This is a genomic window from Pseudarthrobacter sp. MOO13 (assembly GCF_058267655.1).
In genome coordinates this window covers 277,541-303,387 of record NZ_CM177848.1, presented here as the reverse complement: position 1 = coordinate 303,387, position 25,847 = coordinate 277,541, and the positions used below count along the sequence as shown (strand labels likewise).

27 protein-coding genes are annotated in these 25,847 nt (G+C 66.7%); 16 read left to right on the top strand and 11 right to left on the bottom strand.

The genetic code is table 11. The annotated features are described in order from the left end of the window. Window positions 1-312 precede the first annotated feature (312 nt). Window positions 313-2,955 (top strand): exo-rhamnogalacturonan lyase family protein, encoded by a 2,643-nt coding sequence (locus tag AC4EEO_RS01325; protein ID WP_491339698.1) that lies wholly within the window; start codon window positions 313-315, stop codon window positions 2,953-2,955. Window positions 2,956-3,035: 80 nt separating this feature from the next. On the opposite strand, the gene AC4EEO_RS01320 is transcribed toward AC4EEO_RS01325, so the two are convergent. The 3 genes from AC4EEO_RS01320 to AC4EEO_RS01310 are packed head-to-tail and all read right to left on the bottom strand — an operon-like array spanning window position 3,036 to window position 6,147. Further along, entirely contained in the window at window positions 3,036-4,271 is a 1,236-nt protein-coding gene (locus AC4EEO_RS01320) for a metal-dependent hydrolase family protein (RefSeq protein ID WP_018760906.1), read from the bottom strand. Further along, the gene (locus AC4EEO_RS01315; protein WP_133831818.1) at window positions 4,268-4,756 is read right to left on the bottom strand and encodes a GAF domain-containing protein; all 489 of its coding nucleotides are present in this window, start codon (window positions 4,754-4,756) and stop codon (window positions 4,268-4,270) included. Before AC4EEO_RS01315 ends, AC4EEO_RS01320 begins: the two co-directional genes overlap by 4 nt. Beyond that, window positions 4,753-6,147 (bottom strand): MFS transporter, encoded by a 1,395-nt coding sequence (locus tag AC4EEO_RS01310; RefSeq protein ID WP_018760904.1) that lies wholly within the window; start codon window positions 6,145-6,147, stop codon window positions 4,753-4,755. The genes AC4EEO_RS01315 and AC4EEO_RS01310 overlap by 4 nt, the downstream gene beginning before the upstream one ends. A gap of 102 nt (window positions 6,148-6,249) precedes the next feature. Between AC4EEO_RS01310 and AC4EEO_RS01305 the strand changes: the two genes are divergently transcribed. Further along, window positions 6,250-7,128, top strand: a complete 879-nt coding sequence (locus AC4EEO_RS01305) for a MurR/RpiR family transcriptional regulator (RefSeq protein WP_018760903.1) — start codon at window positions 6,250-6,252, stop codon at window positions 7,126-7,128. A 56-nt stretch (window positions 7,129-7,184) separates the two neighbouring features. On the opposite strand, the gene AC4EEO_RS01300 is transcribed toward AC4EEO_RS01305, so the two are convergent. Then, window positions 7,185-9,179, bottom strand: coding sequence for a rhamnogalacturonan lyase (locus AC4EEO_RS01300; RefSeq protein WP_491340381.1), 1,995 nt, complete (start codon window positions 9,177-9,179; stop codon window positions 7,185-7,187). Between the two features lie 198 nt (window positions 9,180-9,377). Here AC4EEO_RS01300 and AC4EEO_RS01295 point away from each other — a divergent pair, with 198 nt between their 5' ends. Then, on the top strand, window positions 9,378-9,605 hold the full coding sequence (locus AC4EEO_RS01295; protein ID WP_491339697.1) for a hypothetical protein: 228 nt from the start codon (window positions 9,378-9,380) through the stop codon (window positions 9,603-9,605). Window positions 9,606-9,616: 11 nt separating this feature from the next. Here AC4EEO_RS01295 and AC4EEO_RS01290 read toward each other — a convergent pair whose 3' ends face one another. After that, entirely contained in the window at window positions 9,617-10,096 is a 480-nt protein-coding gene (locus AC4EEO_RS01290) for an Lrp/AsnC family transcriptional regulator (RefSeq protein ID WP_165838029.1), read from the bottom strand. 83 nt (window positions 10,097-10,179) lie between these two features. Here AC4EEO_RS01290 and hisC point away from each other — a divergent pair, with 83 nt between their 5' ends. The 5 genes from hisC to AC4EEO_RS01265 all read left to right on the top strand — a co-directional run bounded on the left by hisC (window position 10,180) and on the right by AC4EEO_RS01265 (window position 13,949). After that, entirely contained in the window at window positions 10,180-11,298 is a 1,119-nt protein-coding gene (gene hisC, locus AC4EEO_RS01285) for a histidinol-phosphate transaminase (protein WP_491339696.1), read from the top strand. A gap of 35 nt (window positions 11,299-11,333) precedes the next feature. Continuing rightward, the gene (locus AC4EEO_RS01280) at window positions 11,334-11,984 is read left to right on the top strand and encodes a YitT family protein (RefSeq protein ID WP_491340380.1); all 651 of its coding nucleotides are present in this window, start codon (window positions 11,334-11,336) and stop codon (window positions 11,982-11,984) included. 102 nt (window positions 11,985-12,086) lie between these two features. Then, complete coding sequence (locus tag AC4EEO_RS01275) at window positions 12,087-12,704, top strand: PAS and ANTAR domain-containing protein (protein ID WP_109045632.1); 618 nt, start codon at window positions 12,087-12,089, stop codon at window positions 12,702-12,704. A 25-nt stretch (window positions 12,705-12,729) separates the two neighbouring features. Beyond that, window positions 12,730-13,398, top strand: a complete 669-nt coding sequence (locus AC4EEO_RS01270) for an NADPH-dependent F420 reductase (protein WP_491340379.1) — start codon at window positions 12,730-12,732, stop codon at window positions 13,396-13,398. Between the two features lie 200 nt (window positions 13,399-13,598). Continuing rightward, the gene (locus AC4EEO_RS01265; RefSeq protein WP_018760895.1) at window positions 13,599-13,949 is read left to right on the top strand and encodes a hypothetical protein; all 351 of its coding nucleotides are present in this window, start codon (window positions 13,599-13,601) and stop codon (window positions 13,947-13,949) included. A gap of 48 nt (window positions 13,950-13,997) precedes the next feature. Here the strand turns inward: AC4EEO_RS01265 and AC4EEO_RS01260 are convergent, their stop codons facing one another. Together AC4EEO_RS01260 and AC4EEO_RS01255 are read right to left on the bottom strand one after the other, a co-directional pair. Beyond that, window positions 13,998-14,930, bottom strand: a complete 933-nt coding sequence (locus AC4EEO_RS01260; protein WP_491339695.1) for a threonine/serine dehydratase — start codon at window positions 14,928-14,930, stop codon at window positions 13,998-14,000. 2 nt (window positions 14,931-14,932) lie between these two features. Further along, complete coding sequence (locus tag AC4EEO_RS01255) at window positions 14,933-15,208, bottom strand: hypothetical protein (RefSeq protein WP_018760893.1); 276 nt, start codon at window positions 15,206-15,208, stop codon at window positions 14,933-14,935. A 188-nt stretch (window positions 15,209-15,396) separates the two neighbouring features. On the opposite strand from AC4EEO_RS01255, the gene AC4EEO_RS01250 reads away from it, so the two are divergent. From AC4EEO_RS01250 to AC4EEO_RS01235, 4 genes are all read left to right on the top strand, one after another. Next, window positions 15,397-16,650, top strand: a complete 1,254-nt coding sequence (locus AC4EEO_RS01250; RefSeq protein ID WP_133831827.1) for an SLC13 family permease — start codon at window positions 15,397-15,399, stop codon at window positions 16,648-16,650. 116 nt (window positions 16,651-16,766) lie between these two features. Then, window positions 16,767-17,351, top strand: coding sequence for a dTMP kinase (locus tag AC4EEO_RS01245; protein ID WP_491339694.1), 585 nt, complete (start codon window positions 16,767-16,769; stop codon window positions 17,349-17,351). Window positions 17,352-17,459: 108 nt separating this feature from the next. Continuing rightward, window positions 17,460-18,947, top strand: coding sequence for a cation:dicarboxylate symporter family transporter (locus AC4EEO_RS01240; protein WP_491339693.1), 1,488 nt, complete (start codon window positions 17,460-17,462; stop codon window positions 18,945-18,947). Window positions 18,948-19,142: 195 nt separating this feature from the next. Further along, on the top strand, window positions 19,143-19,895 hold the full coding sequence (locus AC4EEO_RS01235; protein WP_018760889.1) for a GntR family transcriptional regulator: 753 nt from the start codon (window positions 19,143-19,145) through the stop codon (window positions 19,893-19,895). A 6-nt stretch (window positions 19,896-19,901) separates the two neighbouring features. On the opposite strand, the gene AC4EEO_RS01230 is transcribed toward AC4EEO_RS01235, so the two are convergent. Continuing rightward, window positions 19,902-20,360, bottom strand: coding sequence for a PTS sugar transporter subunit IIA (locus AC4EEO_RS01230; RefSeq protein WP_491330695.1), 459 nt, complete (start codon window positions 20,358-20,360; stop codon window positions 19,902-19,904). Then, window positions 20,360-20,590 carry a PTS sugar transporter subunit IIB gene (locus AC4EEO_RS01225; RefSeq protein WP_018760887.1) on the bottom strand — a complete coding sequence of 77 codons (231 nt, stop codon included), beginning with the start codon at window positions 20,588-20,590 and terminating at the stop codon, window positions 20,360-20,362. The genes AC4EEO_RS01230 and AC4EEO_RS01225 overlap by 1 nt, the downstream gene beginning before the upstream one ends. A gap of 232 nt (window positions 20,591-20,822) precedes the next feature. Here AC4EEO_RS01225 and AC4EEO_RS01220 point away from each other — a divergent pair, with 232 nt between their 5' ends. Genes AC4EEO_RS01220 through AC4EEO_RS01205 form a run of 4 tightly spaced genes read left to right on the top strand, consistent with a single transcriptional unit; the run spans window position 20,823 to window position 24,879 of the window. Further along, window positions 20,823-22,073 carry a PTS transporter subunit EIIC gene (locus AC4EEO_RS01220; protein WP_018760886.1) on the top strand — a complete coding sequence of 417 codons (1,251 nt, stop codon included), beginning with the start codon at window positions 20,823-20,825 and terminating at the stop codon, window positions 22,071-22,073. A gap of 43 nt (window positions 22,074-22,116) precedes the next feature. Continuing rightward, window positions 22,117-22,896 (top strand): glucosamine-6-phosphate deaminase, encoded by a 780-nt coding sequence (nagB, locus tag AC4EEO_RS01215; protein ID WP_491339692.1) that lies wholly within the window; start codon window positions 22,117-22,119, stop codon window positions 22,894-22,896. After that, window positions 22,881-23,690 (top strand): copper homeostasis protein CutC, encoded by an 810-nt coding sequence (locus AC4EEO_RS01210; protein ID WP_491339691.1) that lies wholly within the window; start codon window positions 22,881-22,883, stop codon window positions 23,688-23,690. Before nagB ends, AC4EEO_RS01210 begins: the two co-directional genes overlap by 16 nt. After that, a complete protein-coding gene (locus tag AC4EEO_RS01205) occupies window positions 23,680-24,879 on the top strand; it encodes an N-acetylglucosamine-6-phosphate deacetylase (protein WP_491339690.1) in 1,200 nt (399 codons plus the stop codon). Before AC4EEO_RS01210 ends, AC4EEO_RS01205 begins: the two co-directional genes overlap by 11 nt. A 91-nt stretch (window positions 24,880-24,970) precedes the next feature. Here AC4EEO_RS01205 and AC4EEO_RS01200 read toward each other — a convergent pair whose 3' ends face one another. Both AC4EEO_RS01200 and AC4EEO_RS01195 read right to left on the bottom strand, forming a co-directional pair. After that, entirely contained in the window at window positions 24,971-25,318 is a 348-nt protein-coding gene (locus AC4EEO_RS01200; RefSeq protein ID WP_018760882.1) for a hypothetical protein, read from the bottom strand. 96 nt (window positions 25,319-25,414) lie between these two features. Then, window positions 25,415-25,792, bottom strand: a complete 378-nt coding sequence (locus AC4EEO_RS01195) for a low affinity iron permease family protein (protein ID WP_018760881.1) — start codon at window positions 25,790-25,792, stop codon at window positions 25,415-25,417. Between the last annotated feature and the right edge of the window lie 55 nt (window positions 25,793-25,847).

Genomic DNA, 25,847 nt, shown 5'->3' with positions numbered 1-25,847 from the left:
AGCTCGGATGGCCGCTGTCGCTGGGACGGCGGCCATCCGTATTCACGCCCGCGGCAGGACGCCAGCGTGAAAGCTTGGCATTGTCCGGTTCAAGCGTCGATGCGTCCGGGCGCATGGGCCGCCAGGACCCTGGCCACGAAGACCGAACACTCATCAGATGTGACCGTCACCAGCCGGGCAGGTAGTCCGGAAGGCAGAAACCCCTTGCGCCCGGCATTGCCGTCTATTACGTTGTAGTCATAATCGAGAAAGCGCTTTCCTGCATTCTGGCGGGACCCCTGAGCGCGGCAATCACCAGTGGAATCGGATGACATGACGGACAGCACCCTCATCAGGTGGATCGATGGACAGGCCCCGGCAGAAATCAGCGGCGGTACAACGTGGGGCATGCCGTTCGCCCGCGGCTCAGTGCCCGGCGCTGATGCACTTTCGGTGGCGGACGCCGCCGGCACTCCCCTCCCCAGCCAGGCGTGGCCGCTGGCCACGTGGCCGGACGGCTCCCTGAAATGGGCGGGAATCGCCCTCCCGGCGACGGACACCCCGTCGGAAACCTACCGGGTGCGGACCGGCGCCGGTACGCCCGCAGCAGCAGGCCGGCAGGCGCCGGAAGGTACGGCCGTCACGGTCACCGAGGATGCCGGCGCGCTGACAGTTGATACCGGCGTCTTGCAGATGGTGATCAACCGCAGCGGATCCACCCTGTTCAGCAGCCTGTCCAGGGACGGCAGACCCGTTGCCCGCGACGCACGGCTGGTCAGCCTGCTGCAGGACGGCGTTCCCGAAGGGGCCGGAACCGCGGGCCGGAAGGCCTTCACCGGCGAGGTGACCGCCGTCGTCCTGGAACAAGCCGGGCCCGTGCGCGCGGTGGTGCGGCTGGAAGGGCGCCACCACCCCGACCTGGCGGACATCGCGCATCGCGACTGGCTGCCGTTTGTGGTGCGCTTCTACTTCCACGCCAACGCCCGCAGCGTGCGCATGGTGCACTCCTTCATCTGGGACGGGGACCCGGAGCGGGACTTCCTGGCCGGCCTCGGCGTCCGGTTCAGCGTGCCGCTGGAGGCTGAACTGCATGACCGGCACGTCCGGATCGCCGGGGCCGACGGCGGGTTCCTCACCGAGGCCGTGCGCGGCCTGACCGGGCTGCGCCGGGACCCCGGCGCGGACGTACGGGAGGCGCAAATCGCCGGCCGCGCCACTCCCCCCGCGGAGGCATGGAACCCCGAGGTCTCAGGCCGGCTGCACCTCATCCCCAGCTGGGGCGACTACACCCTTACCCAGCTCAACGCGGACGGATTCGAACTGCGCAAGCGGACCACCGGCGGCCATGGCTGGGTGGGAATCTCCGGCGGCACCCGCTCGGCAGGCTTCTGCTCCCTGAGCGACACCCGCGGAGGCCTGGGCGTGGGAATCAAGGATTTCTGGCAGTCCCACCCGGGCCAGCTGGACATCCGCGGCGCTGCTACCGGCGAGGCAACCCTGACGGCATGGCTGTTCTCCCCGGAAGCCCAGCCCATGGACCTGCGGTTCTACCACGACGGCCTGGGCCAGGACACGTTCGAGGAGCAGCTCGAGGGGCTCGAGATCACCTACGAGGACTACGAACCCGGATTCGGCAATCCCACCGGCATTGCCCGCACCCACGAGGTGACCCTGTTCGCCTATGACGCCACCCCGTCCACCGTGGGCCTCGCCGCCGACGCCGCCGCCGCGTCCACCCCGGCGCTGCTGCAGGCCACGCCGGAACACCTGCACTCCGTGGGCGTCTTCGGTGACTGGGACCCGGTGGACCGCAGCACTCCCGCACGCGCCCGGCTGGAAGACCAGCTGGACTTCCTCTTCGACTTCTACGCCGGCCAGGTGGAGCAGCGCCGCTGGTACGGCTTCTGGAACTTCGGCGACGTGATGCACACGTATGACTTCGACCGGCACGTGTGGCGCTACGACGTGGGCGGATACGCCTGGGACAACTCCGAGCTCTCCCCCGACCTGTGGTTGTGGTACTCCTACCTCCGCTCGGGCCGGGCAGACATCTTCCGCTTCGCCGAGGCAATGACCCGGCATACCGGCGAGGTGGACGTGTACCACCTGGGGCCATGGAAGGGCCTGGGTTCCCGGCACAACGTCCAGCACTGGGGCTGCAGCGCCAAGCAGTTGCGGATCAGCACCCCCGCCTACCGCCGCTTCTACTACTACCTCACGGCCGACGAGCGCACCGGAGACCTGCTGAGCGAACTGGTGGACAGCGACCGGAACTTCCTGGGCCTGGATCCGGTCCGCAAGGTGCGCCCGGATGCTGCCACCTACCGGCCCAACCGGGGCGCCCTGGGCGTCGGGCTGGGGACAGACTGGGGATCCCTGGCCGCTACCTGGCTCACCGACTGGGAACGCACCGGTAACCCATGGTCCCGGGACCGGCTGCTGGGCACCATGGCGGACATCGGTGCGCTGAAGTACGGCTTCCTCACCGGCGAAGCCTTGTACGACCTGGACAAAGGCCGGTTCGACACTGGCCGCGAACAGATCCAGGTCTCACACCTCAGCGCCGTCTTCGGGCTGGTGGAGATCTGCAGCGAACTGGTGGACCTGGTGCCGGATGCGGACTTCGAACGGGCCTGGCTGCAGTACTGCCGCCTGTTCCTGGCCACCAAGGAGGAGCAAGTGGAAGCGGTCGGCCAGCCCTTGGAGGGCGTCTACCTGACGCAGGCGCACAGCCGGCTGACGGCGTACGCGGCGGCAAGGTTGCAGGATCGTGACCTCGCAGCCCGGGCCTGGGACAAGTTCACCGAGGGTGGCGAGCACCTGAACCACGGGTCCGCCTTCACGCTGCGCCGGATCGAGCCACCCCACGTACTGCTGCCCGTGGACGAGGCACCCACCGTCTCCACCAATGACACGGCGCAGTTCGGGCTGGCGGTGATCCAGAACCTGGCACTGGTGGGCAAGTACCTGGACTGACAAGTCCACCGCCGCGGACAAACGGGCGACGACGGCACCTGGCCAGGTGCCGTCGTCGCCCGTTTCCGTTCGCAGGAGCGTCAGGCGCGTCCGCCGACGACGGTGCCATCCTGGACTACGTATTCCAGGTGGTCGGCGATGTCCGCCAGCACGGCAATGTCCTCCACCGGGTCCGCCGAGAGCACCAGCACATCAGCGTCCGCTCCGGGGGCGATGACTCCCAGTTCACCCGGGCGGCCCAGCAGTTCGGCGGCGGTGGTGGTCGCGGACCGGATGGCGTCGATGGCCGGCTGGACCTTGCCCAGCAGCCGGAACTGCTCGTTCTGGTGCCGGTGCATCCCGCCCAGCAGGTCCGAGCCGTACACCATCTTCACGCCGGCCTCGTGCGCCCGGGCGATCGCTTCCAGGCCGCTGCTGAGGACTGAATCCACCTTTGCCCACATCTCCTCGGTCAAGCCAAACTCCTTGCCTTCTTCCTTCAGCGCCCAGTAAGTCACCAGGGTGGGCACCAGGAAGGCATCCCTCTCCAGGAAGAGCCGCAGGCTCTCGTCGTCAAGGAGGTTGCCGTGTTCAATGGACCTGACCCCAGATTCGAGGGCGCGGTTGATGGCCCGGGCCGTGTAGGCGTGGGCTGCCACGTAGCGGTTGGCCGCTTCCGCTTCTTCGACGGCGGCCCGCATCTCCTCGAGCGAGTACTGGGTGGAGTCGATGCGGTCCGTCGGGGAAGACACCCCTCCGGACGCCATGATCTTGATGTGGTGGGCCCCCTTGCGGAGCTCGTCGCGGGCGGCGGCGCGCACGGCGTCCACGCCGTCCGCCACCCGCCCGATGCCACAGCATCCCCGGCCGTTGGGTTCGTGGTCCTCGCCGGGAAGGCGCATGTCGCCGTGGCCACCGGTCTGGCTGAGGGCGCGGCCGCAAAAGTGCAGCTTCGGCCCCTCCAGGAGCCCCTCGGCCTGGGCTTTCGCCAGGCCAAAGTCGGCGCCTGAGAGGTCGCGCACGGTGGTGAAGCCCCGGCTCAGCATGCCCTGCATGATCCTCGCAGTCTGGGCGTACACGTACGAGGCGGGCGTCCAGGTCAAGGACCGGAAGTCCGCGCTGGAAGCCACCACGTGGACGTGGGCGTCAATGAGGCCGGGAATGACGTATTTGCCCGTGCCATCGATGACCCGCGCATTATCCGGCGCTTCCGCACCAGGCCCAACGCTGCGGATTTTTCCGTCGGAGGTCACGACGTCGGCCAAGGAGAAGGTGCCGGCATGGATATCCAGGACGTGGGCGTTCCTGATGACGAGTGGTTCGGTGGAGGAGGTCACGGGAGGACTGCATCCTTTCCTGTCGTAATGGTTTGGTCTGAATCGATGAAGGCTGCGGCAAGCCTTTCGGAGGCAGCGGACACTGCCGCGGACGCCGCGTCCAGGCTGTGGCCGGTGTACTGCCCCTCGGCGTCGAGCAATGCCAAGACGCCCACCACCTCGCCGTGGCTTGTCACCGGGATGTTGATCACTGCGCCGCAGCCCAGGGACTGGATCAAGGCGACGTCCGTGAACACCTCCGCGAGGGCGGCGGCATCGGGAGCGAGGAACGGCTGCTGGTTGGCTATGACAGTGTCAAGCCAGCCTTCGGAGATTTCCACCGACTTTTCGGCACCCAGCGGGTAGTCCACCGGGTGGCTGGTGGAGACCCTTCGGAGCACGGAGGGCCCCGGCAGCCAGCGCAGCGCGGTGAACAGGATGACGCCCGGTTCGCGGCGGAGGTGCTCGTAGATTTCCTGGAAGGCGGGGTTGGGATCCTGCGTCATTTGCCGCCTCCCAACACGGCTGCCTGCTCGGGTTCGGTGCGGGCATTGATGTCTTCCAGCGATTTGCCCGCCGTGGACGTTCCGAAGATGACGACTCCGAGAACGCCCACGGCCAAGACCACTGTGGTCATGGTGAACACGCCGCCGAAGCCGAGCGTTGCGGCGAACACACCGATGATGGACGGCGCCAGGATGCTGCCCACGCGCCCTACCGCGCTGGCCAGTCCGACGCCGGTGGCGCGCATCCAGGTGGGGAAGAGTTCCGGGGTGTAGGCGTAAACCCCGGCGTAGGTGCCGTTGAGGAAGAAGGACAGCGTTGCCGCGGCCACCAGGATCATCCCGGAATCGTTGGACTGGCTCAGCCAGAACGCACTGAGGGCCGAGCCCGCCAGGTACAGGGCGATGGTGTTCTTGCGGTCGATCCGGTCGCACAGCCAGGCCGCGGAGAAGTAGCCGGGGATCTGCGCAAGGTAAATGATGATGGAGTATTCGAAACTCTTGGTGACGGTAATTCCGCGCCCCACCAACAAGGTGGGGATCCAGGAAAAGAATCCGTAGTAGGAGAAGGTGATCACGAACCAGATCAGCCAGATCACGGCGGTCCTCCGACGCAGGGCGGGAGACCACATGACCTTCAGGGCGTTCCAGATGCTGATCTTCTGCCCGTGTTTGGTGATGTCTTCCCCACCGGCTTCCACCACCGGAAGCTCCTTGCCGGTGGCGAGGAGCACCTTCTGCTCGAACCCTTCCACCACCCGTTCAGCCTCCGCCGCACGGCCCTGGCTCATGAGGAAGCGGGGTGATTCGGGAAGGCTGCGGCGCCACCAAAGAAGCAGGAGGATGGGGACGGCGGTAATGACCTGGGCCCACCGCCAGCCGTCGTCACCCAGGGGAACCACAAACCGGCCGATGAGTGCCGCGGCCACGAAGCCGAACGAAAAGAACCCGGCCAGGGTCCCGATGAACCAGCCGCGCCGCTTGGGCGGAATGAACTCCGAAAGGAACGGGGCGATGATGACGCTCTCCGCGCCGGCCCCGAGTCCCGCCAGGACCCGGGCAACAAGGAAGACTTCGAAGTTCGGGGCGACGGCGGCCACCACGGACATGGCGCAGTAAAAGGCAAGCGCCCACAGCATGACCTTCTTCCGGCCGAACCGGTCACCCAGCCAGCCGGACAGGATGGCACCGAAGAAGAAGCCCAGCGGCGCCGCCGAGCCGACCAGGCCCAGGCTTGCGGTGCTCAGGCCCCAGATCTCCTGGATGCGCGGCAGCAGGAAGGCCACCACGGCGCCATCCATGCCGTCAAAGGAGTAACCGAGCCCTCCGATGAGGAGGAGCTTGTAGTGTGGACGACTGAGTGGGAGCCGGTCCAGGCGTGCTGTGAGAGACATTGGGAATCCTGCCGAAGTGGGCCAAGTTGTACAGTTTTTAGGATTTGCACAGATCTGTGCATGTAGATTGAAGTTACGTGCATCACTTGCGGAGGTCAATAGGTGAAACAAGAAGTTAACAGCGCCACCTTGACCGAATGGCTCGATGGCCAGGCCCAGGGGCGGAAGCTTGCGGCCCGCCAGCTGCAGGTCTTGGGCGTCCTTCGCTCCCAGCCGCGGCTGGCTTCCTACGGCTCCGTCAGCGACATAGCCGCCGCAGCGTCGTCGAATGCCTCAACCGTGACCCGGACCGCCCAGACACTTGGGTTCAAGGGCTGGGCGGAGTTCCAGTTCGAACTCCGCTCCCGCTTCCTGGCCTCCTTGAGTGCCGTGGAGATCGCCGCACAACACAACGGCCATGTGAGCAGCCCGGCGCAGGCATCCCTGACCACAGACCGGTCCAACCTGGCCCACTTGGAGCGGACCGTGGACCCTGCCGTGATCCATGCCGTTGCGGAGGCCATGGCAGGTGCGCGGCAGACCCTCATCGTCGCCGCCGGCAGCTATGCCATTCCGGGCAAGGCGCTGGAGCACAACGGCATCATCGCCGGCTATGACGTCCGGCTGCTGGATGCCGATGTGGCAGCGTTGACCAATGCGGTCGCGCGCCTGACCCCGGACGACCTGGTCATTGCCATCAGCCTCTGGCGGGTCTATGACAGCACAGTCCGCGCCGTGGACATCGCCCATCAGCTCGGGGCCCGGATCGTCAGCATCACCGACACCGCAAGTTCGCCGGTGGCAGCGCACGCCGTTCATAAGATCGTGGTCCCCGCCGAAAGCGCGGGCTTCTTCCCCTCCCTCACGGGAGCCGTTGCCGCAGTGCAGGCGGTGGCCGTCGAGCTGGCCTCCCTGGACCGTGAACGGTCCACCCGGAGCATTGCGGCCTCGGAGCGGACCTGGGACCAGATGCGGATCATGCATCCGCGGCCGAGCACATAAAAAGACGGCCGCCCCGCCCCCGGATGGGGCGGAGCGGCCGCGCTTTCTTCTCCGTGCTACTTGGCCTTGCCGGCGTAGTAGACCGCCGGCAAGGCCGGGGCCTGCATGCCCTCACCGAGGAAGAAGCTCGGGTGCGGGGGCTGGTTGTAGCCCACGGTCTCGCGCGCTACGCCGGTCCGGTACATGGGATCGTGCATCAGGGTGCGGAGCCGGACGTCGGTGTGTGAGGTGCTGGTATAAATCCGCAACTCTGTGCTGTCAGCCGACGGGTACACGAGCTCTTCGCGCCAATCGCCCAGGAGGTCCGCCTGCAGCGACGGGTTGCCCTTGGTGTAGTTGTTGGTGCGGGCGCCGGTGGCGGTCAACAGCCGGTCGCTGGACTCCGTTTCCCAATTCCACTTGGAAATGGTGGGCACGCCATAGCCGGCCACGGCGTCGAAATCGTGGTCCACGATCTCCCGCAGCAGGTCGCCGTCCCACCAGGCCATGAAGTTGGCGGCGGGAATCTTGTCGGAAATCCGCTCACCCTTGGCGGACATCAGGTAGCCGACGGTGGAGTTCCACGCGGCGTCGCCACCCACCGCCCAGCTCTCCGAACCCGGGAAACGGGGGTCGATGTCGCCGGTGGCGCCGCGGCCGGTGTCCTTGAAGGCCGGGATGCTCCACAGGACCTCACCGGTGGCGGCGTCACGGAAGGTGGCACCGCGGTTTCCACTCGACCGCATGTCCTCGTGCACCGCGAACGTTTCCAGGCCGGGCCGGGAGGGATCGAGGTCGCCGGTATGGATGGCGTCGCCGTGGCCAAGCTTGGTGTTGTACAGCGGCTGGCCGTCGTCGTCGATGGTCATGGAGCCAAAGACGAACTCGTCCTTGCCATCCTGGTCCACGTCCGCCACGGAGAGGTTGTGGTTGCCCTGGCCCTTGTATTCAGCCCCGGCAGCGTCGGAATCGAACTTCCACCGCTTGGCCAGCTTGCCGTTCACCAGGTCATAGCTGACCAGGACGGTACGGGTGTAATAGCCGCGGCTGAACATCATGGACGGATGCTCGCCGTCGAGGTATGCCACAGCACTGAGGAACCGGTCCACGCGGTTGCCGTAGCCGTCCCCCCAGGCGGTGACGGTGCCGCGGGGCGGATCATAGGGAACGGTGTCCATGGCGGTGCCGGCAGCCCCATTGAACACCGTGAGGAATTCCGGCCCGGACAGGACATAGCCCGCGCTGTTGCGGTAGTCAGCCGCCGGGTCGCCAATGACGGTGCCCGCGGCATCCGTGGTGCCGTCCGCGGTCTTGAAGGCAACTTCGGCCTTGCCGTCGCCGTCGAAGTCGTAGGCGAGCATCTGGGTGTAGTGGGCGCCGGCGCGGATGTTGCGGCCCAGGTCGATGCGCCAGAGTTTGGTGCCGTCCATCTTGTAGGCGTCCACGTAGACGTTTCCGGTGTACCCGGACTGGGAGTTGTCCTTCGCGTTGGAGGGATTCCACAGCTGGATGATTTCGTAGGCGCCGTCGCCGTCCAGGTCCGCCACGCTCGAGTCGTTGGCACTGTAGGTGTAGGCCTGCCCCGCCGGGGTGACGCCGTCGGCCGGCTTGTCCAGCTTGATGGGCAGGCAGTTTTGGGCCAGCGGACTGAACCCGGCGCTCAGCTTGTCCTGCCCCTCGCCGTTGCCCACGGTCTTGATGACGTACGTGGAGTCCGCCTTACCTGCGGGGTCCACGTAGGTGGTGGTGCCACGGACGGGCTGATCGGTGATCTGGACGCCGTCGCGGATGACGTGGAAGCCCACGCTGTCCTTGTCCAGGCCCAGCATCCGCCAGCCCAGCGAGACGCCCTGGTCCGTCAGGACGGCGACCGGGGCCCGGTCAAGGCTTTCCACCTGCCGCTTCAGCTGCTGCCCTGCCGGCGCTGCCGGGACAGCCGGGGAGCCGGAATTTGCCGGCGCCGCGGGGTCCGCAGCCGCGGCCGGGAGGCCGGTGAACGCAATCGCTGCAGCCGCCAGGGCGGCGGCAGCAGCCTTAGGCGCCCTGCCTGTCCGGGGCGTCGGGGAATACATTGAGGGGTTTGCCAAAAGAACATCTCCTTTGATGCGGCGGCAGCACAGGGCACCGCCCAGCCATTTTGGAACGTTTCATTCACAGTGGACAGTCCCCCTCACGAGTGATTTTGAGGAGGATTGCTGCGAGGAAACGCTTTCTGCCCTTAACGTCTATCAGCGCCTGACAATTTCAGTCAAGGCTTTGACGGGATCCGAATGGGAGAAATTGTTCTGTTACGTTTCTTTCCGTTCGCCGGCGTTTCGCTGGTGGGTGGCCTGTCGCTGGACCGGCGCGACAAGGAGGACCTGGTGACCGTCACCCTGGAGCACCCGGTGCTGCGGCAACGCCAAGGCCAGATCCAGACCATCACCGGCCGCACCCAGCCGGCCATCCTGACCGCATTCGTGGACGCGCTCATCGACGCCCTGGACCAGCTTGCCTGACGGCGGTCCCGCTACTTCCGCGCGGCTGCCCGCAGCAGGGGCAGGGTCCGGGTGGGCATCACTTCCACCAGAGACATCGCGGTGCTGGTGCGGACGACGCCGTCGATGGCCAGCATCGCGTTGGTGATCCGGTGGAGATCGGCGGGGTCCTTCGCAGCCACTTTGGCGAGCAGGTCCGCGTCCCCGGTCGTGGCGTGCATTTCGATAATTTCCGGGATGGTCTGCAGTGCCGCTACGGCCTGGTCGCTGGATGACTGGCTGATGGAAATCGAGATGAAGGCAACCAGCGGCAGCCCCAGCGCCGCTGTGCGCACCCGCTGGCTGAAAGGGGCCAGGCTGCCGTCGTTCACCAGCCGCCTCAGCCTGGCGTGCACGGTGTTACGGGCCACGCCCAACGTCCGGGACAGTGAAAGGACGGTGGCTTGGGGGTCCTGGTCGAGTGTGAGGAGGATCTCGGCGTCCAGGGCATCAATGTGGTGCATAGTGAGCATTTTGCCACTTTCCCGGCAAGTAGGTGCCTGATCTGTCCTGCCCGGGACGTCTGTGTTGCGCAGACGTCCTGCCTCACCCCACCATGCTGTCCATGACCGCTACCCTTCCCCATGCCGCCATGCCGGAACTCCGTGCCGCCGTCGCCCAGCTGCCCGCCTACGTGGCAGGCAGGGGCGCGCAGACTGATTTGACGGCCGCCCTGGCCGCCAACGAGAGCCACTTCGCTCCCCTGCCGTCGGTTGTGGAGGCGATTTCGGCGGAAGCGGGCCGGATCCACCGGTACCCCGGCCTGGGAGCGCCGGAGGCCCGGGAAGCCATTGCCCGGCATTTCGGTGTCGCAGCCGAGGAAGTCTCTGCCGGCCCGGGCAGTTCCGGGGTGCTCCAGCAGATCATTTCGGCCGTGTGCGGCCACGGCGACGAAGTGGTGTTCGCATGGCGCTCCTTCGAGGCCTACCCCATCCTGGTGGCGGTGGCCGGCGCCGTTTCGGTGCCCGTGCCGCTCCTCGCCAATGAGCAGCACGACCTTCCCGCCATGGCGGCTGCCATCACGGACCGCACCCGGCTGGTGATCCTGTGTTCACCCAACAACCCCACGGGGGTCTCCATCAGCGCCAGCCAGCTGGAGGAGTTCCTCCAGTCCGTCCCGCCGCGGGTGCTGGTGGTGCTGGACGAGGCCTACATCGAGTTCCAGCGCGGACCCGGCGTTGATGCCCTGGATTTCTACCGCCGGTACCCCAACCTTTGTATCCTGCGCACTTTCTCAAAGGCCTACGGACTCGCCGGCCTGCGGATCGGCTACGCGATCGCCCGGCCGCAAATCGCGGAGGGCCTCCGGCGCACCGCCGTGCCGTTCGGCGTGAACAGGATGGCGCAGGCCGCCGCGGTTGCCTCCCTTGCGGCCGGGGACGAAATCCTCCGGCGGACGGAGGCGGTGGCGGCGGAACGCAGCCGGGTCATCGACGCCCTCCGCGGCCATGGCTGGGACGTACCGGACAGCCAGGCGAACTTCTACTGGCTCCGCGCATCCGACGAGCTCCGCGAACAGGTCCTCGCCGCCCTGGGTGAGGCCGACATCCTGGCCCGCGGCTACGCCAAGGACGGCGTCCGGATTACGCTTGCGGACCCGGACACGAACGACAGGGTGCTTGCCGTCCTTGCCAATCGCGGACGGTTCCTGCCCCAGTCGGGCGCGGCCCAGTGAGCGCCCCCGCGGAAACCACCGCCGCCGCACCCAGCATGGACGGCCGCGGGCACCAGGAAGGGCCGACGGCGGCGCGTCCAGGGCCGTCGTCGGCCGTCCGTCATTCGGCAGTCGAGGACGTCCTGGGCATCCTCACCGGCACCTTCGCAGCGTCCTTGGGCTTGTTCCTGCTCAAGTCGAGCGGGGCGGTGACGGGCGGAACCGCCGGCCTGGCGCTGCTGGTCAGCTACACCGTGCCCTTGCCGTTCGGCATCATCTTCTTTGCGGTCAACCTGCCGTTCTTCGCCCTTGCAGTCTGGAAGAAAGGCTGGGATTTCGCCCTTCGCACGGGGGCGGCCATTGCACTGGTCTCGGTGCTGGCCGGCGTGCACCCGGCCGCGTTCGGCTCCGTGCACCTGGACCCGCTGTACGGCGTGCTGGGCGGAAACCTGCTCGCCGGCGTCGGGCTGCTGATCCTGTTCCGGCACAAATCCAGCCTGGGCGGTTTCAACATTCTGGCCCTGCTCCTGCAGGAGAAGTTCGCGTGGCGCGCAGGCTACGTCCAGATGATGCTTGACGTGGCCATCGTCCTGGCATCCCTCGTCCTCGTTGCTCCGCTGATGGTGGTCCTGTCCGCGGTGGGCGCCACCCTGTTGAACCTGGTCCTGGCCCTGAACCACCGGCCCGGCCGCTACCTGGGAATGTAAGCGCACAAGGGCCCATCCCGGCGAGACGGGAACTGCTATATTCTGTTCACTTGAATTTCCGGGCCAGGGGAGCCCGGATACAGCACGTCGAACGGCCCCACTGTGACCTCCAACAGCATCTCTTCACTTCCGGAATCAGCGGAGGATCTTAGCCCCGCGTACCTCAACTGCCCCACCGGGCTGGTGGAATATTTCTTCTCCGACGGCATCTTCCGCTGGTCTGATGACCTGTACCGAATTTACGGCTACGAGCGTGGCGACGTCATCCCCTCAATGGACATGGCCCTCGCCCACATCGAACCGGACGACAGGCCCACCGTGCAGGCGTTCTGGGACCGCGTGGCGGCATCGGGCGGCCCGTCATCGATCTACGTGTCCATCCGGGACCGAAAGGACCGGCAGCACAAGCTGCTCTTCTCGGCGGACTTCATCATCGAAAACGGTACCCCGGTGGGCGTCTGGGGTGTGGTGGTGGATCTGACCCAATCGATCCATACGGACCGGCACCAGCTGGCAACGGAAGCAGTCGCCGCGTCGGCCCGCAACCGCGCGGTCATCGAACAGGCAAAAGGCATCCTGATGGGCCGCACCGGCGTCACCGCGGACGAAGCCTATGAGCTGATCAACCAACAAAGCCAGTCGCTGAACAAGAAGGTCCATGCGATTGCGCACGAAATCGTGGACCGGGCCGCACAGCATTCCCGCAGCCCACAGAACTGACGCACTGGCAGGGCCCTGAAATATCCTGGCGCGGCCCGGTGTTGCCGCCCGTATGACAACAATCGGAATCATCGGTGCAGGACATATTGGCAGCCAGGTTGCACGGAAGGCCGTGGAGCTGGGCTACGACGCGGTCATCAGCAACTCCCGAGGGCCGGAAACCCTCCAGGAACTGGTGGCTGAGCTTGGCCCCAAGGCCCGCGCCGCCACCGCAGCCGAGGCTGCAGCCGCCGGGGACTTTGCCGTGGTCACGGTGCCGCTGAAGAACTACAAGGACATTCCGGCCGAGCCGCTGGCCGGCAAGATTGTCATCGACACGAACAACTACTACTGGGAGCGGGACGGCAGGATTCCCGCCCTGGACAACGGCGAGGCCACCACCTCCGGCCTGCTCCAGGAGCACCTGCCCGAGTCCAAGGTGGCCAAGGGATTCAACCACATCATGGCCAAGGACATCACCTCAGACGGAACTCCGGCGGGAACCGAAAACCGGCGTGCGCTGGCCACCGCCAGCGACTACCCGGAGGCCGCCGAACTGGTCACGCGCCTGTACGACGAGTTCGGTTTCGACACGGTCAACGTCGGGCCGCTCTCGGAAAGCTGGCGGGTGGAGCGTGACCGCCCGGCCTACGTGAAGCGGCAGACGGCCGCTGAGCTGACCGCCAACCTGGCCAAGGCCCCGCGGACCATCTGACCCTGCAGCAGCGGGTTCAACCACTGGCCGGCAGGTCCTCCTGCCGGCCAGTGGTGCGCTCGGTGGCGCGTGGCGGGTCCTCGATGAGCCGACTGCAGGGCAGAAAGGGACCAAGGGAAGAAGCAATGAAAGCCGCCCCGAAGGCGGGGAGGTACCCGATCTGCTTACAATCGAAACCTCTGACCACTACTGAGGGACCCATGAAGAAACTCGCCACAGCCCTGTTTGCCGCCGGCCTCGTTGCCTCCGCCACGGCCTGCTCCGCCTCGCACCAACTGACCACCGCTGAAACCTGTGAGCGGATCCAGGCTGTTGTGTCGAACCCCGCCAACAACGCCGGCAAGACGGGCATGAACAACCTCGCCAACCAGATCCGCCCCATCCACGCCGTTGCGTCGGACGATCTCAAGCCCGCCCTCGCTTCGATCCTTGCGTACACGGATGAGCAGGCCAAGGAGAACCCGGACAAGGACAAGCTCGCCGATCTCCAGTCCGGCTACCAGGAGGCCGGCAGCACCTACAGCAAGTTCTGCGGCCAGGCCGCCGGCTAGGCTGCCGGGTGAAGGAACCGGCCGCCCCTCCGGGCGGCCGGTGACCTTTCAGAGCGTCGCCGGGTCTGTATTCGCGCCGCACAGGATCACGGCAACACGTTCATCCTTCCCGGGCACGTAAGCCCCGGAGGCCAGCGCGGCGTAGGCGGCTGCGGCACCATGCTCCACCACAATCCGGTAGTCGTTCCACAGCGCGGAGCGGGCGGCGACGATCTGTTCATCGGAGACCAGGACGCTTTTGACGCCGCAGCGGACCGCGACGGAGAAGCCGATGTCGCCTATGCGGCGGGCACCCAGGGAGTCCGCGGCGACGCCCGATACCGCGACGTCCACCGGTTCCCCTGCCGCCAGGGCGGCGTGGAGGGTGGGCGCAGTTTCCGGTTCCACAGCCACCACTTTGGCGCGGCCTTCCACTGCGGCAGCCACGCCGGCCATCAGTCCCCCGCCGCCCACGGCCACCAGGACGGTGTCCACCTCCGGCACCTGTTCCAGCAACTCGGAGCCCACGGTCCCGGCGCCGGCGGCAATTTCCGGCTGGTCGTAAGCATGGCAGTAGACGGCGCTGGTCTTCTCGGCGTGCGCAATGGCGGCCTGATAGGCGGCCGCGTACTCTGAACCGCCCTGGACCACGGTGGCACCGATGGCCCTGAGCTTGCCGACTTTGACGGCCGGTGCCGCTTCAGGAACGAAGACCGTTGCAGGCACCCCGAGCTGGGCCGCCGCATAGGCGTTTGCCAGGCCCGCGTTCCCGCCGGATGCCACAACCACCCCCACGTCCGCCTGCAGTTCACCCCGTTCCGTGCTGGCCAGGATCCGGTTCAGCGCGCCACGGGCCTTGAACGTGCCCGTGTGCTGCATGAATTCGCATTTGAACCAGACCGGGCCGGCGGCGGTGCCGGCATCCGCCTGCAGGACGGGTGTCCTGCGGACAAGGCCCGCTGTCCGCTGCGCGGCCTGGTCGATGTCAGCGCGGGTGATCATTGTCAGACTTCGTCATCCCAGGTGCCCGGCTCCGCCAGCGCCTCTTCGGGCTTCTGTTCCGGGTCAGCCTCTTCGCCCCCCACATACGATGCCGGGACCGTTCCGGCAGCATGGCCCTGCTGTTCCTCGCGGATGTTGGATGCTCCCGGCTGTTCCAGGTGCTGGCCGGACTGCGGGGCCTTGGTGACGTCGTCCTTGGTTTCGTCCTTGGCCCCGTCCGGGTCGCCCGGCCCGCGGAGGTCTGCGGTGTTCTGGGGATCGTCGCTGGAAACGGTCATGGTCCTGCCTTTCACCTGGGAACTGCTGTACCGGCCGGGGAACCCCCGACCGGCTTCCAGCCTACGGCCTGGGATTTCGTATTCGATGAAACCTTGACGTCATCCCGGTCCGGCTCCGCCCGGCGTCGTATCCTGCTGTGGACGATGGCCGGCATGGCCAGCCGGCCACCCAGAACCCGGAGCCGAGCATGACTGCAGTCCAGATCATCCCGCTGGTGATACTCGTGGTGATGTTCGTTGCCGCCACCAAGTGGCCGCTGAACATCGGTGTGATGGGACTCGTGGCGTCCTTCGGCGTCGGGTACTTCATGCTGGGCATGTCGGACAGGCAGATCCTTGAGGCCTTCCCGGCCACGATCGTCCTGACCATCATTGGCGTCACGTATTTCTTCAGCATGGCCCAGCGGAACGGCACGATCGACCTCATCGTCAAGGGCTGCGTGCGCATGGTCCGCGGCAAGATGCTGCTGCTCCCATGGGTGTTCTTCCTGATCGCGGCCGCCCTCACCTCCCTGGGCACGTTCTCCCCCGCCGCGATTGCGCTGCTGGCACCGGCCGCCATCGGATTCGCCTATGAATCCCGCATCCACCCGGTGGTCATGGGCGCCTTCATCGTTAACGGCGCCCACGCAGGCGGGTTCTCACCGCTGTCCGTGGCCGGCGTCCTGGTCCACGACATTGCCCTCCGGAACGGCTTCCCGATCTCCCAGGCGGGCCTGTTCCTGGCCAGCTTCGCGCTGAACCTGCTCCTCTCGGTGCTGACCATCGCCTTGTTCGCCCTGCTGGGCAGGCTGCGCGACGGCGCGGGCGTCCGGGGCCAGGACATCGACACCGCTACCGGCCGCCCGCATGGCGAGCAGGTACTGACGCTGGCACTGATTGCCGGCATGCTCGTGTGTACCCTCGGCTTCCACATGCCCATCGGCTTCGTTGCGCTCTCCGCGGGCCTCCTGCTGGCCTTCATCAACGTCAGGGAACACCGGTCGTTCATCGGCGGGATCTCCTGGTCCACCGTCCTGATGGTGGCCGGCATGATCACCTATGTGTCCCTGCTGCAGCATGTAGGCGTGATCGACACTCTCGCCGGGGAGGCCCTGGCACTCGGTGCGCCGCTGCTGATCGCCCTCATCCTGTGTTACGTGATTGGCGTCGGCTCCGCTTTCGCCTCCTCCACCGCCCTGTTGACCGCCTTCATCCCGCTGGCCGGCCCGCTGCTGGCCACGAGCTCGCTCAGCCCTTCCGGGACCATTGCCGCGCTGGCCGTCGCCGCCACCGTCGTCGATGTCTCCCCCTTCTCCACCGACGGCGCCCTGGTGGTGGCCAACGCCCGCGACGACGACCGCCCGCGGGTCTACAAGCAGCTGATGTTCTATGCGGGCGGCGTGGTCCTGGTGGCGCCGGCGCTGGCGTGGGCACTGCTGGTACCTACCGGGGTCATGTAGGCGGCTGGCTCCGGGCGGCCTGCCCGGGCCCCGGCCGTTCCCCACCCTGTGAATTGCGCCTCACCCGGGACGTTGCGCCCCGGCGCGGCGTTAAACGGGGCATCGGAGGAGGCCGGATGATCATTGTGCTGACAGGCATCGACGGATCGGGGAAGTCGACGGCGGCCCGTGCCCTGGTCGCCGGTGTCCGGGCCCGGGGAGGCCGGGCCCGGTTGCTCAACAACCATGCGGGCCGGCGTGTCATGTCCCTGCTGGCCGCCAGGTTGGGAGTTGGCTTGCCCGCCAGGTTGTCCGACGCCGTCGAAACCGTCCTCAGGGTGGGCAACGTGCTGGTTTCACACCTGCGCGCCAGCCGCTACGACGGCTTGGTTGTCATGGACCGGCACCTCTACTGCCAGCTGGCGCTGCGAACCGCCAATGGACTGCCACGGGGCCGGTTGCTTCCATGGTTGCTCGCCCGCCTCCCGGAACCGGACGCCATCTTCCACCTGGACATCGAACCCGCCGAAGCATACCGCCGCATCGTTGCACGTGGCACGGATTCCGAGACCCTTGATGACCTCGCCTCATTCCAGTCGGGATACCGGGAACTGCCGGAGTACGCGGGGTTCGTGAAGCTGGACGCTTCGGTCCCGGCCCATGAACTGGCAGCCGACATAATCTCGCGGCTGACCCTGCCTGCAGTCACAAAGCCGGATTAGCCTTCCGTATTGTGGAATTTGGTTTTCCTCTTGCGGAATAGTGTGACCGGGATTACGTTGGAAACGAGCCCCGAAAACGGGCTGTTCCCAATTGATAGGCAAAGGTCAATGAAGATCCCTAACCCTGAGGCACTGAAGGCGAGTTCGGTGCCCGCGAAGAGGAAGCCGCTGTACAAGTCGCTCTTCTTCCAGATTCTGATCGCCGTCGTGGCAGGTGTGCTCATCGGGCATTTCTGGCCGGACCTCGGATCCCAACTGAGGCCCCTCGGAGATGGCTTCATTAAACTCATCAAGATGATCATCGCGCCGCTGATCTTCCTGGTGATCGTCACCGGAATATCGGCCGTTGGCGACGTCAAGGCGGTCGGCCGGGTTGGCGTCAAGGCCCTGCTCTACTTCACCGGGGCCACACTGTTCGCCCTTGTCTTCGGCCTGATCGTGGGCAACATCGTCCAGCCGGGCGCCGGGCTGAACATCGACCCGTCCACCCTCTCCCAGGCGGACCTGGATGCGAAGACCGGGTCCGCGGCACCCAAGGATGCGGCGTCGTTCATCCTGGACATCATCCCCGCCAGCGTCATCGGCGCCTTCGCCAGCAACAGCCTCCTCCAGGTCCTCTTCTTCTCCGTCTTCTTCGGGGCAGCGATCGTCGTGATCGGCCGCGAGCGGTGCATGCCGGTGGTCAACGTCATGGAAACGATCCTGGAACTGATCTTCAAGATCATGGCCTGGATCATGAAAGTGGCTCCCCTCGGCGCGTTCGGTGCCATGGCCTTCATCATCGGCCAATACGGGCTGGATACGCTGAGCACGTATGCGGTCCTGATTGCTGCCTGCTACGGCGCTGCGCTGGTGTTCATTGGCCTGCTGTTCGTCGTGGCCTGGGGCTTTGCCCGGGTGCCGCTCTGGCATTTCCTCAAATACACCCGGGAAGAATTCCTGCTGGCCCTGGGCACGGCTTCCACCGAAGCGGTGATGCCCCGGATCATGACCAAGCTGACCAACGCGGGCTGCTCCCGGGCCACCACGGGCCTGGTGGTTCCCACCGGCTACTCCTTCAACCTGGACGGCGCGGCGATCTACCTGTCGATCTCCCTGCTGTTCCTTGCCCAGGCCTTCGGCCACCACCTTGACCTGGGCCAGCAGCTGGCAGCCCTGGGCGTACTGCTGCTGACATCCAAGGGCATGGCAGGGGTCCCGGGGTCGTCGTTCCTGGCCCTGTCGGCCACGGCCGCCGCTCTGGGCATCTTTCCGGTAGCCGGCGTCGCGCTCCTCCTCGGCGCCGACCGGCTCATGGACTCGATGCGTGTTGTGGTGAACCTGCTGGGGAACTGCGTGGCAACGTTCGTGGTGTCCAAGTGGGAGGGCCAGTTTGACCACAGCGTCATGGTGCGGGCCTTCAAAGGTGAAATCACCAACCACGACTCGGCCATCCTGCTCGGCAAGGAAGAGGATTTCGAAGGCCAGGAGTTGCAGCGCCTGACCGAAGGCCAGGATCCTTCGCCGAAGTTCCGCGGCGCGCCAACCCGCGACGTCATCCCCGAACTCCCGGCGGATGGGAGTGCCCGCGTGGGGTTCGGCAGCAAGGCACAGTAGGGCATCCTGCCCGGCAGGTAAAGGCAAAAAAGGGGAAGGCCAGGACAGCGAGGTCCTGGCCTTTCCGTCTTTACTGCCGCTGCCGGCCAGGCGTCCGGCAGCCCGCCGCCAACACGCCTCTCCCTGGACGGCTCCGTGTGGAATAATCCGAGGAAGTGGTCCTAACCGGACCGCTCCAGACGAAGGAGGGGCTGGATGTCCGCCACACCCGGCAACACGGCGCAGGCGGCCACCGCGCCCATCAATAACACCCAGGTCCCCAAGCATGAGCAGCTCCGGCTCATCATCCTCAAACTTGCCAAGGAGGAGCTGGAGCCCGGCGCCCGGCTTCCCAGCGAGCGGACCCTCATGGATTCCTACGGCGTCAGCCGCATCACCGTGCGCGCCGCGATCGGCCGCCTGGTCAACGAAGGGCACTTGGTGCGGGTTCCGGCGAAGGGGACGTTCGTGGCGGACTCCCCGGTCCAGTCCACGCTGCACCTGGCTTCGTTCACGCAGGAGATGGAGGCGATGGGCCACGTCCCCAGCACGGTGGTCCTGGTGGCCGAACAAGTCCCGGCCCCCGAGGACACGGCCGCCGCACTCAGCCTCGCCCCGGGCGCGGAGGCGTTCCATCTGAAGCGGCTCCGCCTTGCGGACGGCCGGCCCGTGAGCGTGGACGACGCCTGGTACAACCCCCAGCATGCGCCGGGACTGCTGGGCATCGACCTCACCGGCTCCGTCTACAAGGCCCTGGCCGCGCAGTTCGGCCACCAGATCGACCGGGCGCGCCAAAGCGTCCGGTCCGAGGGCGCCCCGGCCGACATCGGGGCACTCCTGGGGACGGGCACCGGAGCGCCGGTGCTGGCGTTTGACCGCGTGTCCTATTCGGGCGCGCTGGCCATCGAGCATTCGCGCTCCTGGTACCGCTCGGACCGCTATTCCCTCAGCATGGAGGTCCGCTTGTGAGTCGGTTCAGCCGAGCGTAAACAGCAGCTCGCCGGCACTGACGGTCCCGGCCTCCACCAAGGTGGCAGTGTCCGGCTTGGTATCCAGGACGACGACGGGGCTCACCATTGAGTAGCCCGCAGCCAAGGCTGCCGTGGGATCGACGTGCATGACCGGCTCGCCGGCCTCGACCACGTCTCCTTGCGCCACCAGCACCTTGAAGCCTTCGCCCTTGAGCTTGACGGTGTCGATGCCTACGTGTGTCAGGACGCCGCGGCCTGACGGCTCGACCACCACGAAGGCGTGCGGCAGCATCTTGACCACTTTCCCCGCCACGGGGGACACGACGTCGAACGCCTCTCCGGCGGGCGGCTCCACGGCCGCGCCGGAACCCACCATCTGGCCTGCGAAGACGGGGTCCGGCACGTCGGCCAGCGGAATGACCGACCCGCCGATGGGGGCATGGACCGGCAAGGACTGCGCCACTAGAGGAGGTCCTCGATGTCTTCGGCCAGTGTGTCCGCCTCCGGGCCCACAATGACCTGCACGGCGGTGCCGGCGGCCAGGACGCCATGGGCTCCCGCAGCCTTGAGCGAGGCCTCATTGACCAGTGAGGAGTCCTTCACCTCGGTGCGCAGCCGCGTGATGCACGCTTCCACTTCCACGATGTTGCCGGCTCCGCCCAGGCCTTCGATGATTTTTTCTGCTTTGGACATGGCTGCCCTTTCTGACGGTGCCCGCACGGAGCACATCTTCCTCCACCTGGGCCGGCGGCCCAGGTACGACCAATGCTGGCTTCTTTCGCCACGGGCGGCCCGTCCTGGAGGGATTTTTCCTTCCTTGACACCGGACCGTGGGATGAATCACACTGAACTGGTCATAACCAGACAGTACCGGCTGGAACCCATTCTTCACAAGCCCCCACCCGAACCCCGCAGAGGTGCAACCATGCCAACATCCGAGACCACCGCACTGGCCCCAGAGAAGAAGCCAAACCGGGCCTTCGCCACCCTTCAGCGGCTGGGCCGCTGCCTGATGCTCCCCATCGCCGTCCTTCCCGCCGCCGGTATCCTGCTGCGCATCGGCCAGGCCGACCTGCTCGGCGCCATCCCCGGCTTCGAAGGCGGCGCGTCCGTCATCTCCGCCGCAGGCAACGCCGTCTTCACCTGGCTGCCCCTCATCTTCGCGGTGGGCATCGCCGTCGGCTGGGCCAAGAAGGCAGACGGCTCCACCGCACTCGCGGCGGTGGTGGGCTACATGGTGATCGACGGCGTCTTCAAGGCGATGTCTCCCCTGGTCCTGGACGGCCAGCTGGACCCCGCGGGGAAGCCGGCCATGATCAATTACGGCGTCCTCGCCGGAATCGTGGTGGGCCTGTTGTCCGCCGGCCTGTGGCAGCGGTTCTACCGCACCAAGCTGCCCGACTTCCTTGGCTTCTTCAGCGGCCGGCGCCTGGTCCCCATCCTGACGTCCGTCACCAGCCTGGTGGCCGGCGTCGTCCTGGCCCTGCTGTACCCGCTCTTCAACGCAGGCCTCTCCGCAGTGGGACAGGCTGTGGCGGGCAACGCGGTACTCGGCGGCGGAATCTACGGCTTCGCCAACCGCATGCTCATCCCTGCAGGGCTCCACCACATCCTGAACTCGGGCGTCTGGTTCCTCATCGGCGATTACACGGACGCATCCGGCCACCTGGTCCGCGGGGACCTCAACCGCTTCTTCGCCGGGGACCCCACCGCAGGCACCTTCATGACCGGCTTCTTCCCCATCATGATGTTCGGCCTGCCCGCCGCAGCCCTTGCCATCTGGCGCCACGCCAAGCCGTCGCAGAAGAAGATCGTGGGCGGCATCATGCTCTCCACCGCACTCACGGCGTTCTTCACCGGCATCACCGAGCCCCTTGAGTACTCGTTCATGTTCGTCGCGTTCCCGCTCTACGTCGTCCACGCCGCCCTGACCGGAACCTCCATGGCCCTGGTGAACGCACTGGGCATCCACGACGGCTTCACGTTCTCAGCCGGCCTGATCGACTTCGTCCTCAACTTCGGCAAAGCACAGAACGCGTGGATGCTGATCCCGATCGGCCTGGGCTACGCGGCCATCTACTACTTCCTCTTCTCGTTCGTCATCAAGCGCTGGAACCTTCGCACGCCTGGCCGTGAGGACGACGAAGTGACGGTGGAAACCGAAGCCGCAAAGTAGACCGCCCACCAACTGCACCCTCCAGCCGAAAGCAACACACCGCATGGAAATCATCATTCTGCCCACCCCTGACGACGTCGCCCGCACGGCCGCGGATGCCATCGAGGAACAGGTCCGCCGCGGCCCGTCCGTCCTGGGACTGGCCACGGGCTCCACACCCCTGGGTACCTACCGCGAACTGATCGACCGGCACCGGAATGGCGGGCTGAGCTTCGCCTCGGCCCAGGCCTTCCTGCTGGACGAGTACGTGGGCCTGCCTGCCGGGCATCCCCAGTCCTACCACTCGGTCATCCGGGACGAATTCACGGCAAGCGTGGACTTCGGCGCCGGTGCGGTCCACGGGTTGGACGGCATGGCCCGGGATCCGCAGGCGGAGGCCGCCGCGTACGAAGCCCGGATCGCCGCCGCCGGCGGGGTGGACATCCAGATCCTGGGCATCGGCACCGACGGCCATGTGGGCTTCAATGAGCCCATGTCCTCGCTCGCCTCCCGCACTCGGATCAAGACGCTCACCCGGCAGACCCGCCAGGACAACGCGCGCTTCTTTGCTGCACCGGAGGAGGTCCCGGACCATGTGCTGACCCAGGGCCTGGGCACCATCCGGGAGGCCCGGCACCTGCTGCTGCTGGCCATGGGCGAGGCCAAGGCAGAGGCCGTGGCGGCCGCCGTTGAAGGTCCCGTCGCGGCGGTCTGCCCGGCGTCGGCCCTCCAGCTGCACCCGCACGTGTCGGTGCTCGTGGACGAGGCGGCTGCCTCACGGCTCGCCCACCGCGAGTACTACCAGGACACCTTCGGCCGGAAGCCGGCATGGCAGGGACTCTGAGCTCCAGGCGGGTGCCCAGGGCCGGGACCGTGCAGTTGGAGTTGGCGGTGGAGAATGCCGGCGGCGTCCGGCTGGCCGCTGCCGTGGGCGCTGCCCGCGTTGAACTGTGCGCCGCCCTGGCGGAAACAGAGGGCATCACGCCGAGCATCGGCACCATCGGGCAGGCCTGCGGCCTGGGACTTCCCGTCCATGTCCTGGTGCGTCCGCGGCCCGGCGACTTCAGCTATTCGCCGGAAGAGCTCGATGTCATCGAGCACGATGCCACCGCGGCTTTGGCCGCCGGAGCCGCGGGTGTGGTGGTTGGTGTCCTGTCCCCGGACGGCAGCCCGGACATCCCGGCGATCGGCCGCATCGTTGCTGCTGCGCGGGCCGTGAAACCGGAAGCCGAAATCACGTTCCACCGCGCGTTCGACGCAGCCCTGGCAGCTGGTGCCGACCCGGCCGAGGTGCTCTCCTTACTGGAGCACGCCGGAGTGGACCGCGTCCTCACCAGTGGGGGCGGTCCCGACTGCGCCGCGGGGTTGGAGATGCTGGGCCGGCTTGTGCAGCAGGGACGCCACAGTGCGCCATCGGTCCAGGTCATGGCCGGCGGGGGCGTCACCCTGGCGCTGGTACCGTCACTCCTTGAAGCGGGGGTCCATGCCGTGCACACCTCGGCGCGGCCCCGGCACGCCGGCGCTGCGGGCGGCGGAGACCGGTCCGGCGCCGCGGACCCCGCACTGGCAGCACGCATTGCCGCTGCTGTTTCCATCGATGGTTGCACCGAACAAAGGACCTTGAACCATGGGCGATGACGTCGTTCTTCGCGGCCGCATAGTCACCGCCTCGCTGGATGTTGCGGATGGAGTGGTGGCGTCCGACGGCGGCCTGGTCACCTTCGCCGGGCCGGCGCGGGGCTTCCCCGGGGTTCTTCCGCCCGAGGCACCCGCCGGCCGGGTCTTGATGCCGGGCCTCGTGGACGTGCACTGCCACGGCGCCTATGGTTCGGATTTCTCGGAGGGCGATCCCGATGGCGCGGCGCGGGCGGCGCACTACCTGCACAGCCGTGGAACCACCACGCTGGTGGCAAGCCTGGTCACCGGAAAGCCCGGGGACCTGGTGCGGAACCTTGGAATGCTAAGGGAGCTGGCGGGCCAGGAGCTGGTTGCCGGCTCGCACCTGGAAGGTCCGTTCCTCTCGGGCCACCAGTGCGGTGCGCACGATCCCGGCCTGCTCCTGGAACCCGATCCGGATTTGGTGGCCCGCATGCTGGCCACGGCGGGGAAATCCCTGGTATCGATGACCCTCGCGGCAGAGCTGCCGGGTGCCTCCGAACTTGCGGTCCGGCTTGCGGCCCAAGGGATCATTCCGTCCCTGGGCCACACCGCCGCGGACCATGCGACGGCGGCAGCCTTCCTGGCACGCGCGGCGGAGGCCTTGGATTCGGCCGGCAACGCGACCGGGAGGAACCGCCCAACGGTGACCCACTTGTTCAATGCCATGCCGCCACTGCACCACCGCTCGCCCGGGCCGGTATCGGCGAGCCTCAGTGCGGCCAAGGCCGGGCAGGCCGTGGTGGAGCTGATTGCCGATGGCGTTCACCTTGCCCCGGAAACCGTGAAGTTGGTGTTTGACCTCGTGGGGCCGGAGAACATCACGCTGGTGACCGACTCGATGGCCGCCACCGGCCTGGAGGATGGGCAGTACATGCTGGGCTCCCTCGCCGTGACGGTTGCCGGCGGCGTAGCCCGGGTTGACGCCACGGGTGCCATTGCAGGGGGTACCAGCACGTTGCTGGATGTCATCCGCTCCTGCGTGGCTGCCGGCGTTCCCTTGCGGGATGCCGTCACCTCCGCCTCCGCCGTCCCCGCATCATTGTTGGGTCTCTCGGCGCAGGCCGGTGACCTGCGCGCCGGGATGCAGGCCGACGTCGTGGTCCTTGACCACGACCTGAGCCTGGCGGCAGTGCTGCGCAGGGGCCAATGGGCCAGCGCACCCAGCTGAGCAATCGGGGCAGGCTCCGCGGGTGTTTGGGCCCGGTCCAGCATGGTCCCGGGCTCATCACCTGCGTTCATGGCAGATCTGGCCGGGCCGACTAGTCCTTGTCGAGTTCCTCAAGCAGCGACTTTGCCGCCTTGGCGATGTCGTCGTAGTTGTTTTGGGCGGCCCGGCTTTCGATGGCCAGCACGGCGCACCTGTGCAGCCGGCGGAAATCCCCGAAGGGAAAGCTGTACCGGCCCTTCGTTTCGGGGGTTTTGTCGCTGTCTTCGCCCAGGTGCCAGGTGCCGTATTCGGTGTAGCCGTGCTTGTCTATGTACGCATTTTCCTGCTCCGTGTCCGGGGCATGTTCGCTCCAGTCGTCGCGGGCATCGCGCGTGATTCTGGAGTCCTTGATCAGCTTCCGGGCCTGACGAAGTCCGGCGTCGTTCAGCTTGATGGTCATGAGGGGACCTCCGCCCTGTCGCAGTTCCGTTGGTGCGGTCAATTTCAGGCTATGCAGCCGCCGCCGGATCGTCCAGCACCTACGCTAGGTACCCCGCTATCCGCCGTCTTCGGCTGCTTCCTCGATCCGTCGGCGCTGCCGCTCAATTTCTTTTTCGCCTTCCTCTTCGGCCTCGTACAGCTTCGCGTTGCTGATCTTGAGTTCGAGCATCAGCGCATCGAGCTTCACATGCAGGGCGGCGGTGTCCCTGTTTTGGGTGTTCTGGATGATGAAGACCATCAGGAACGTCACAATGGTCGTACTGGTATTGATGACCAGCTGCCAGGTGTCTGAAAACCCCAGCAGCGGACCGGTCAAGGCCCACACAATGAGTACAGCCACGGCGAGGACGAATACCCAGGCGTGTCCGAGTATCTTGGCCGTCCTGGTGGTAAAACGCGTAAAGACGTCAGGCCGGTTCTTATCGCTCGTCATGATGGCCTCCGTTTGAGTATTTTGTTGTGGTTCCCGTGCTGACTGAGAACCTTAG

Coding starts and splice junctions, on each gene's coding strand:
- AC4EEO_RS01325 (WP_491339698.1), top strand. CDS start 313: ATGACGGACAGCACCCTCATCAGGTGGATCGATGGACAGGCCCCGGCA.
- AC4EEO_RS01315 (WP_133831818.1), bottom strand. CDS start 4,756: ATGACGCAGGATCCCAACCCCGCCTTCCAGGAAATCTACGAGCACCTC.
- AC4EEO_RS01310 (WP_018760904.1), bottom strand. CDS start 6,147: ATGTCTCTCACAGCACGCCTGGACCGGCTCCCACTCAGTCGTCCACAC.
- AC4EEO_RS01300 (WP_491340381.1), bottom strand. CDS start 9,179: ATGTATTCCCCGACGCCCCGGACAGGCAGGGCGCCTAAGGCTGCTGCC.
- AC4EEO_RS01295 (WP_491339697.1), top strand. CDS start 9,378: ATGGGAGAAATTGTTCTGTTACGTTTCTTTCCGTTCGCCGGCGTTTCG.
- AC4EEO_RS01290 (WP_165838029.1), bottom strand. CDS start 10,096: ATGCTCACTATGCACCACATTGATGCCCTGGACGCCGAGATCCTCCTC.
- hisC (WP_491339696.1), top strand. CDS start 10,180: ATGCTGTCCATGACCGCTACCCTTCCCCATGCCGCCATGCCGGAACTC.
- AC4EEO_RS01280 (WP_491340380.1), top strand. CDS start 11,334: ATGGACGGCCGCGGGCACCAGGAAGGGCCGACGGCGGCGCGTCCAGGG.
- AC4EEO_RS01265 (WP_018760895.1), top strand. CDS start 13,599: ATGAAGAAACTCGCCACAGCCCTGTTTGCCGCCGGCCTCGTTGCCTCC.
- AC4EEO_RS01260 (WP_491339695.1), bottom strand. CDS start 14,930: ATGATCACCCGCGCTGACATCGACCAGGCCGCGCAGCGGACAGCGGGC.
- AC4EEO_RS01255 (WP_018760893.1), bottom strand. CDS start 15,208: ATGACCGTTTCCAGCGACGATCCCCAGAACACCGCAGACCTCCGCGGG.
- AC4EEO_RS01250 (WP_133831827.1), top strand. CDS start 15,397: ATGACTGCAGTCCAGATCATCCCGCTGGTGATACTCGTGGTGATGTTC.
- AC4EEO_RS01245 (WP_491339694.1), top strand. CDS start 16,767: ATGATCATTGTGCTGACAGGCATCGACGGATCGGGGAAGTCGACGGCG.
- AC4EEO_RS01240 (WP_491339693.1), top strand. CDS start 17,460: ATGAAGATCCCTAACCCTGAGGCACTGAAGGCGAGTTCGGTGCCCGCG.
- AC4EEO_RS01235 (WP_018760889.1), top strand. CDS start 19,143: ATGTCCGCCACACCCGGCAACACGGCGCAGGCGGCCACCGCGCCCATC.
- AC4EEO_RS01225 (WP_018760887.1), bottom strand. CDS start 20,590: ATGTCCAAAGCAGAAAAAATCATCGAAGGCCTGGGCGGAGCCGGCAAC.
- AC4EEO_RS01220 (WP_018760886.1), top strand. CDS start 20,823: ATGCCAACATCCGAGACCACCGCACTGGCCCCAGAGAAGAAGCCAAAC.
- nagB (WP_491339692.1), top strand. CDS start 22,117: ATGGAAATCATCATTCTGCCCACCCCTGACGACGTCGCCCGCACGGCC.
- AC4EEO_RS01210 (WP_491339691.1), top strand. CDS start 22,881: ATGGCAGGGACTCTGAGCTCCAGGCGGGTGCCCAGGGCCGGGACCGTG.
- AC4EEO_RS01205 (WP_491339690.1), top strand. CDS start 23,680: ATGGGCGATGACGTCGTTCTTCGCGGCCGCATAGTCACCGCCTCGCTG.
- AC4EEO_RS01200 (WP_018760882.1), bottom strand. CDS start 25,318: ATGACCATCAAGCTGAACGACGCCGGACTTCGTCAGGCCCGGAAGCTG.
- AC4EEO_RS01195 (WP_018760881.1), bottom strand. CDS start 25,792: ATGACGAGCGATAAGAACCGGCCTGACGTCTTTACGCGTTTTACCACC.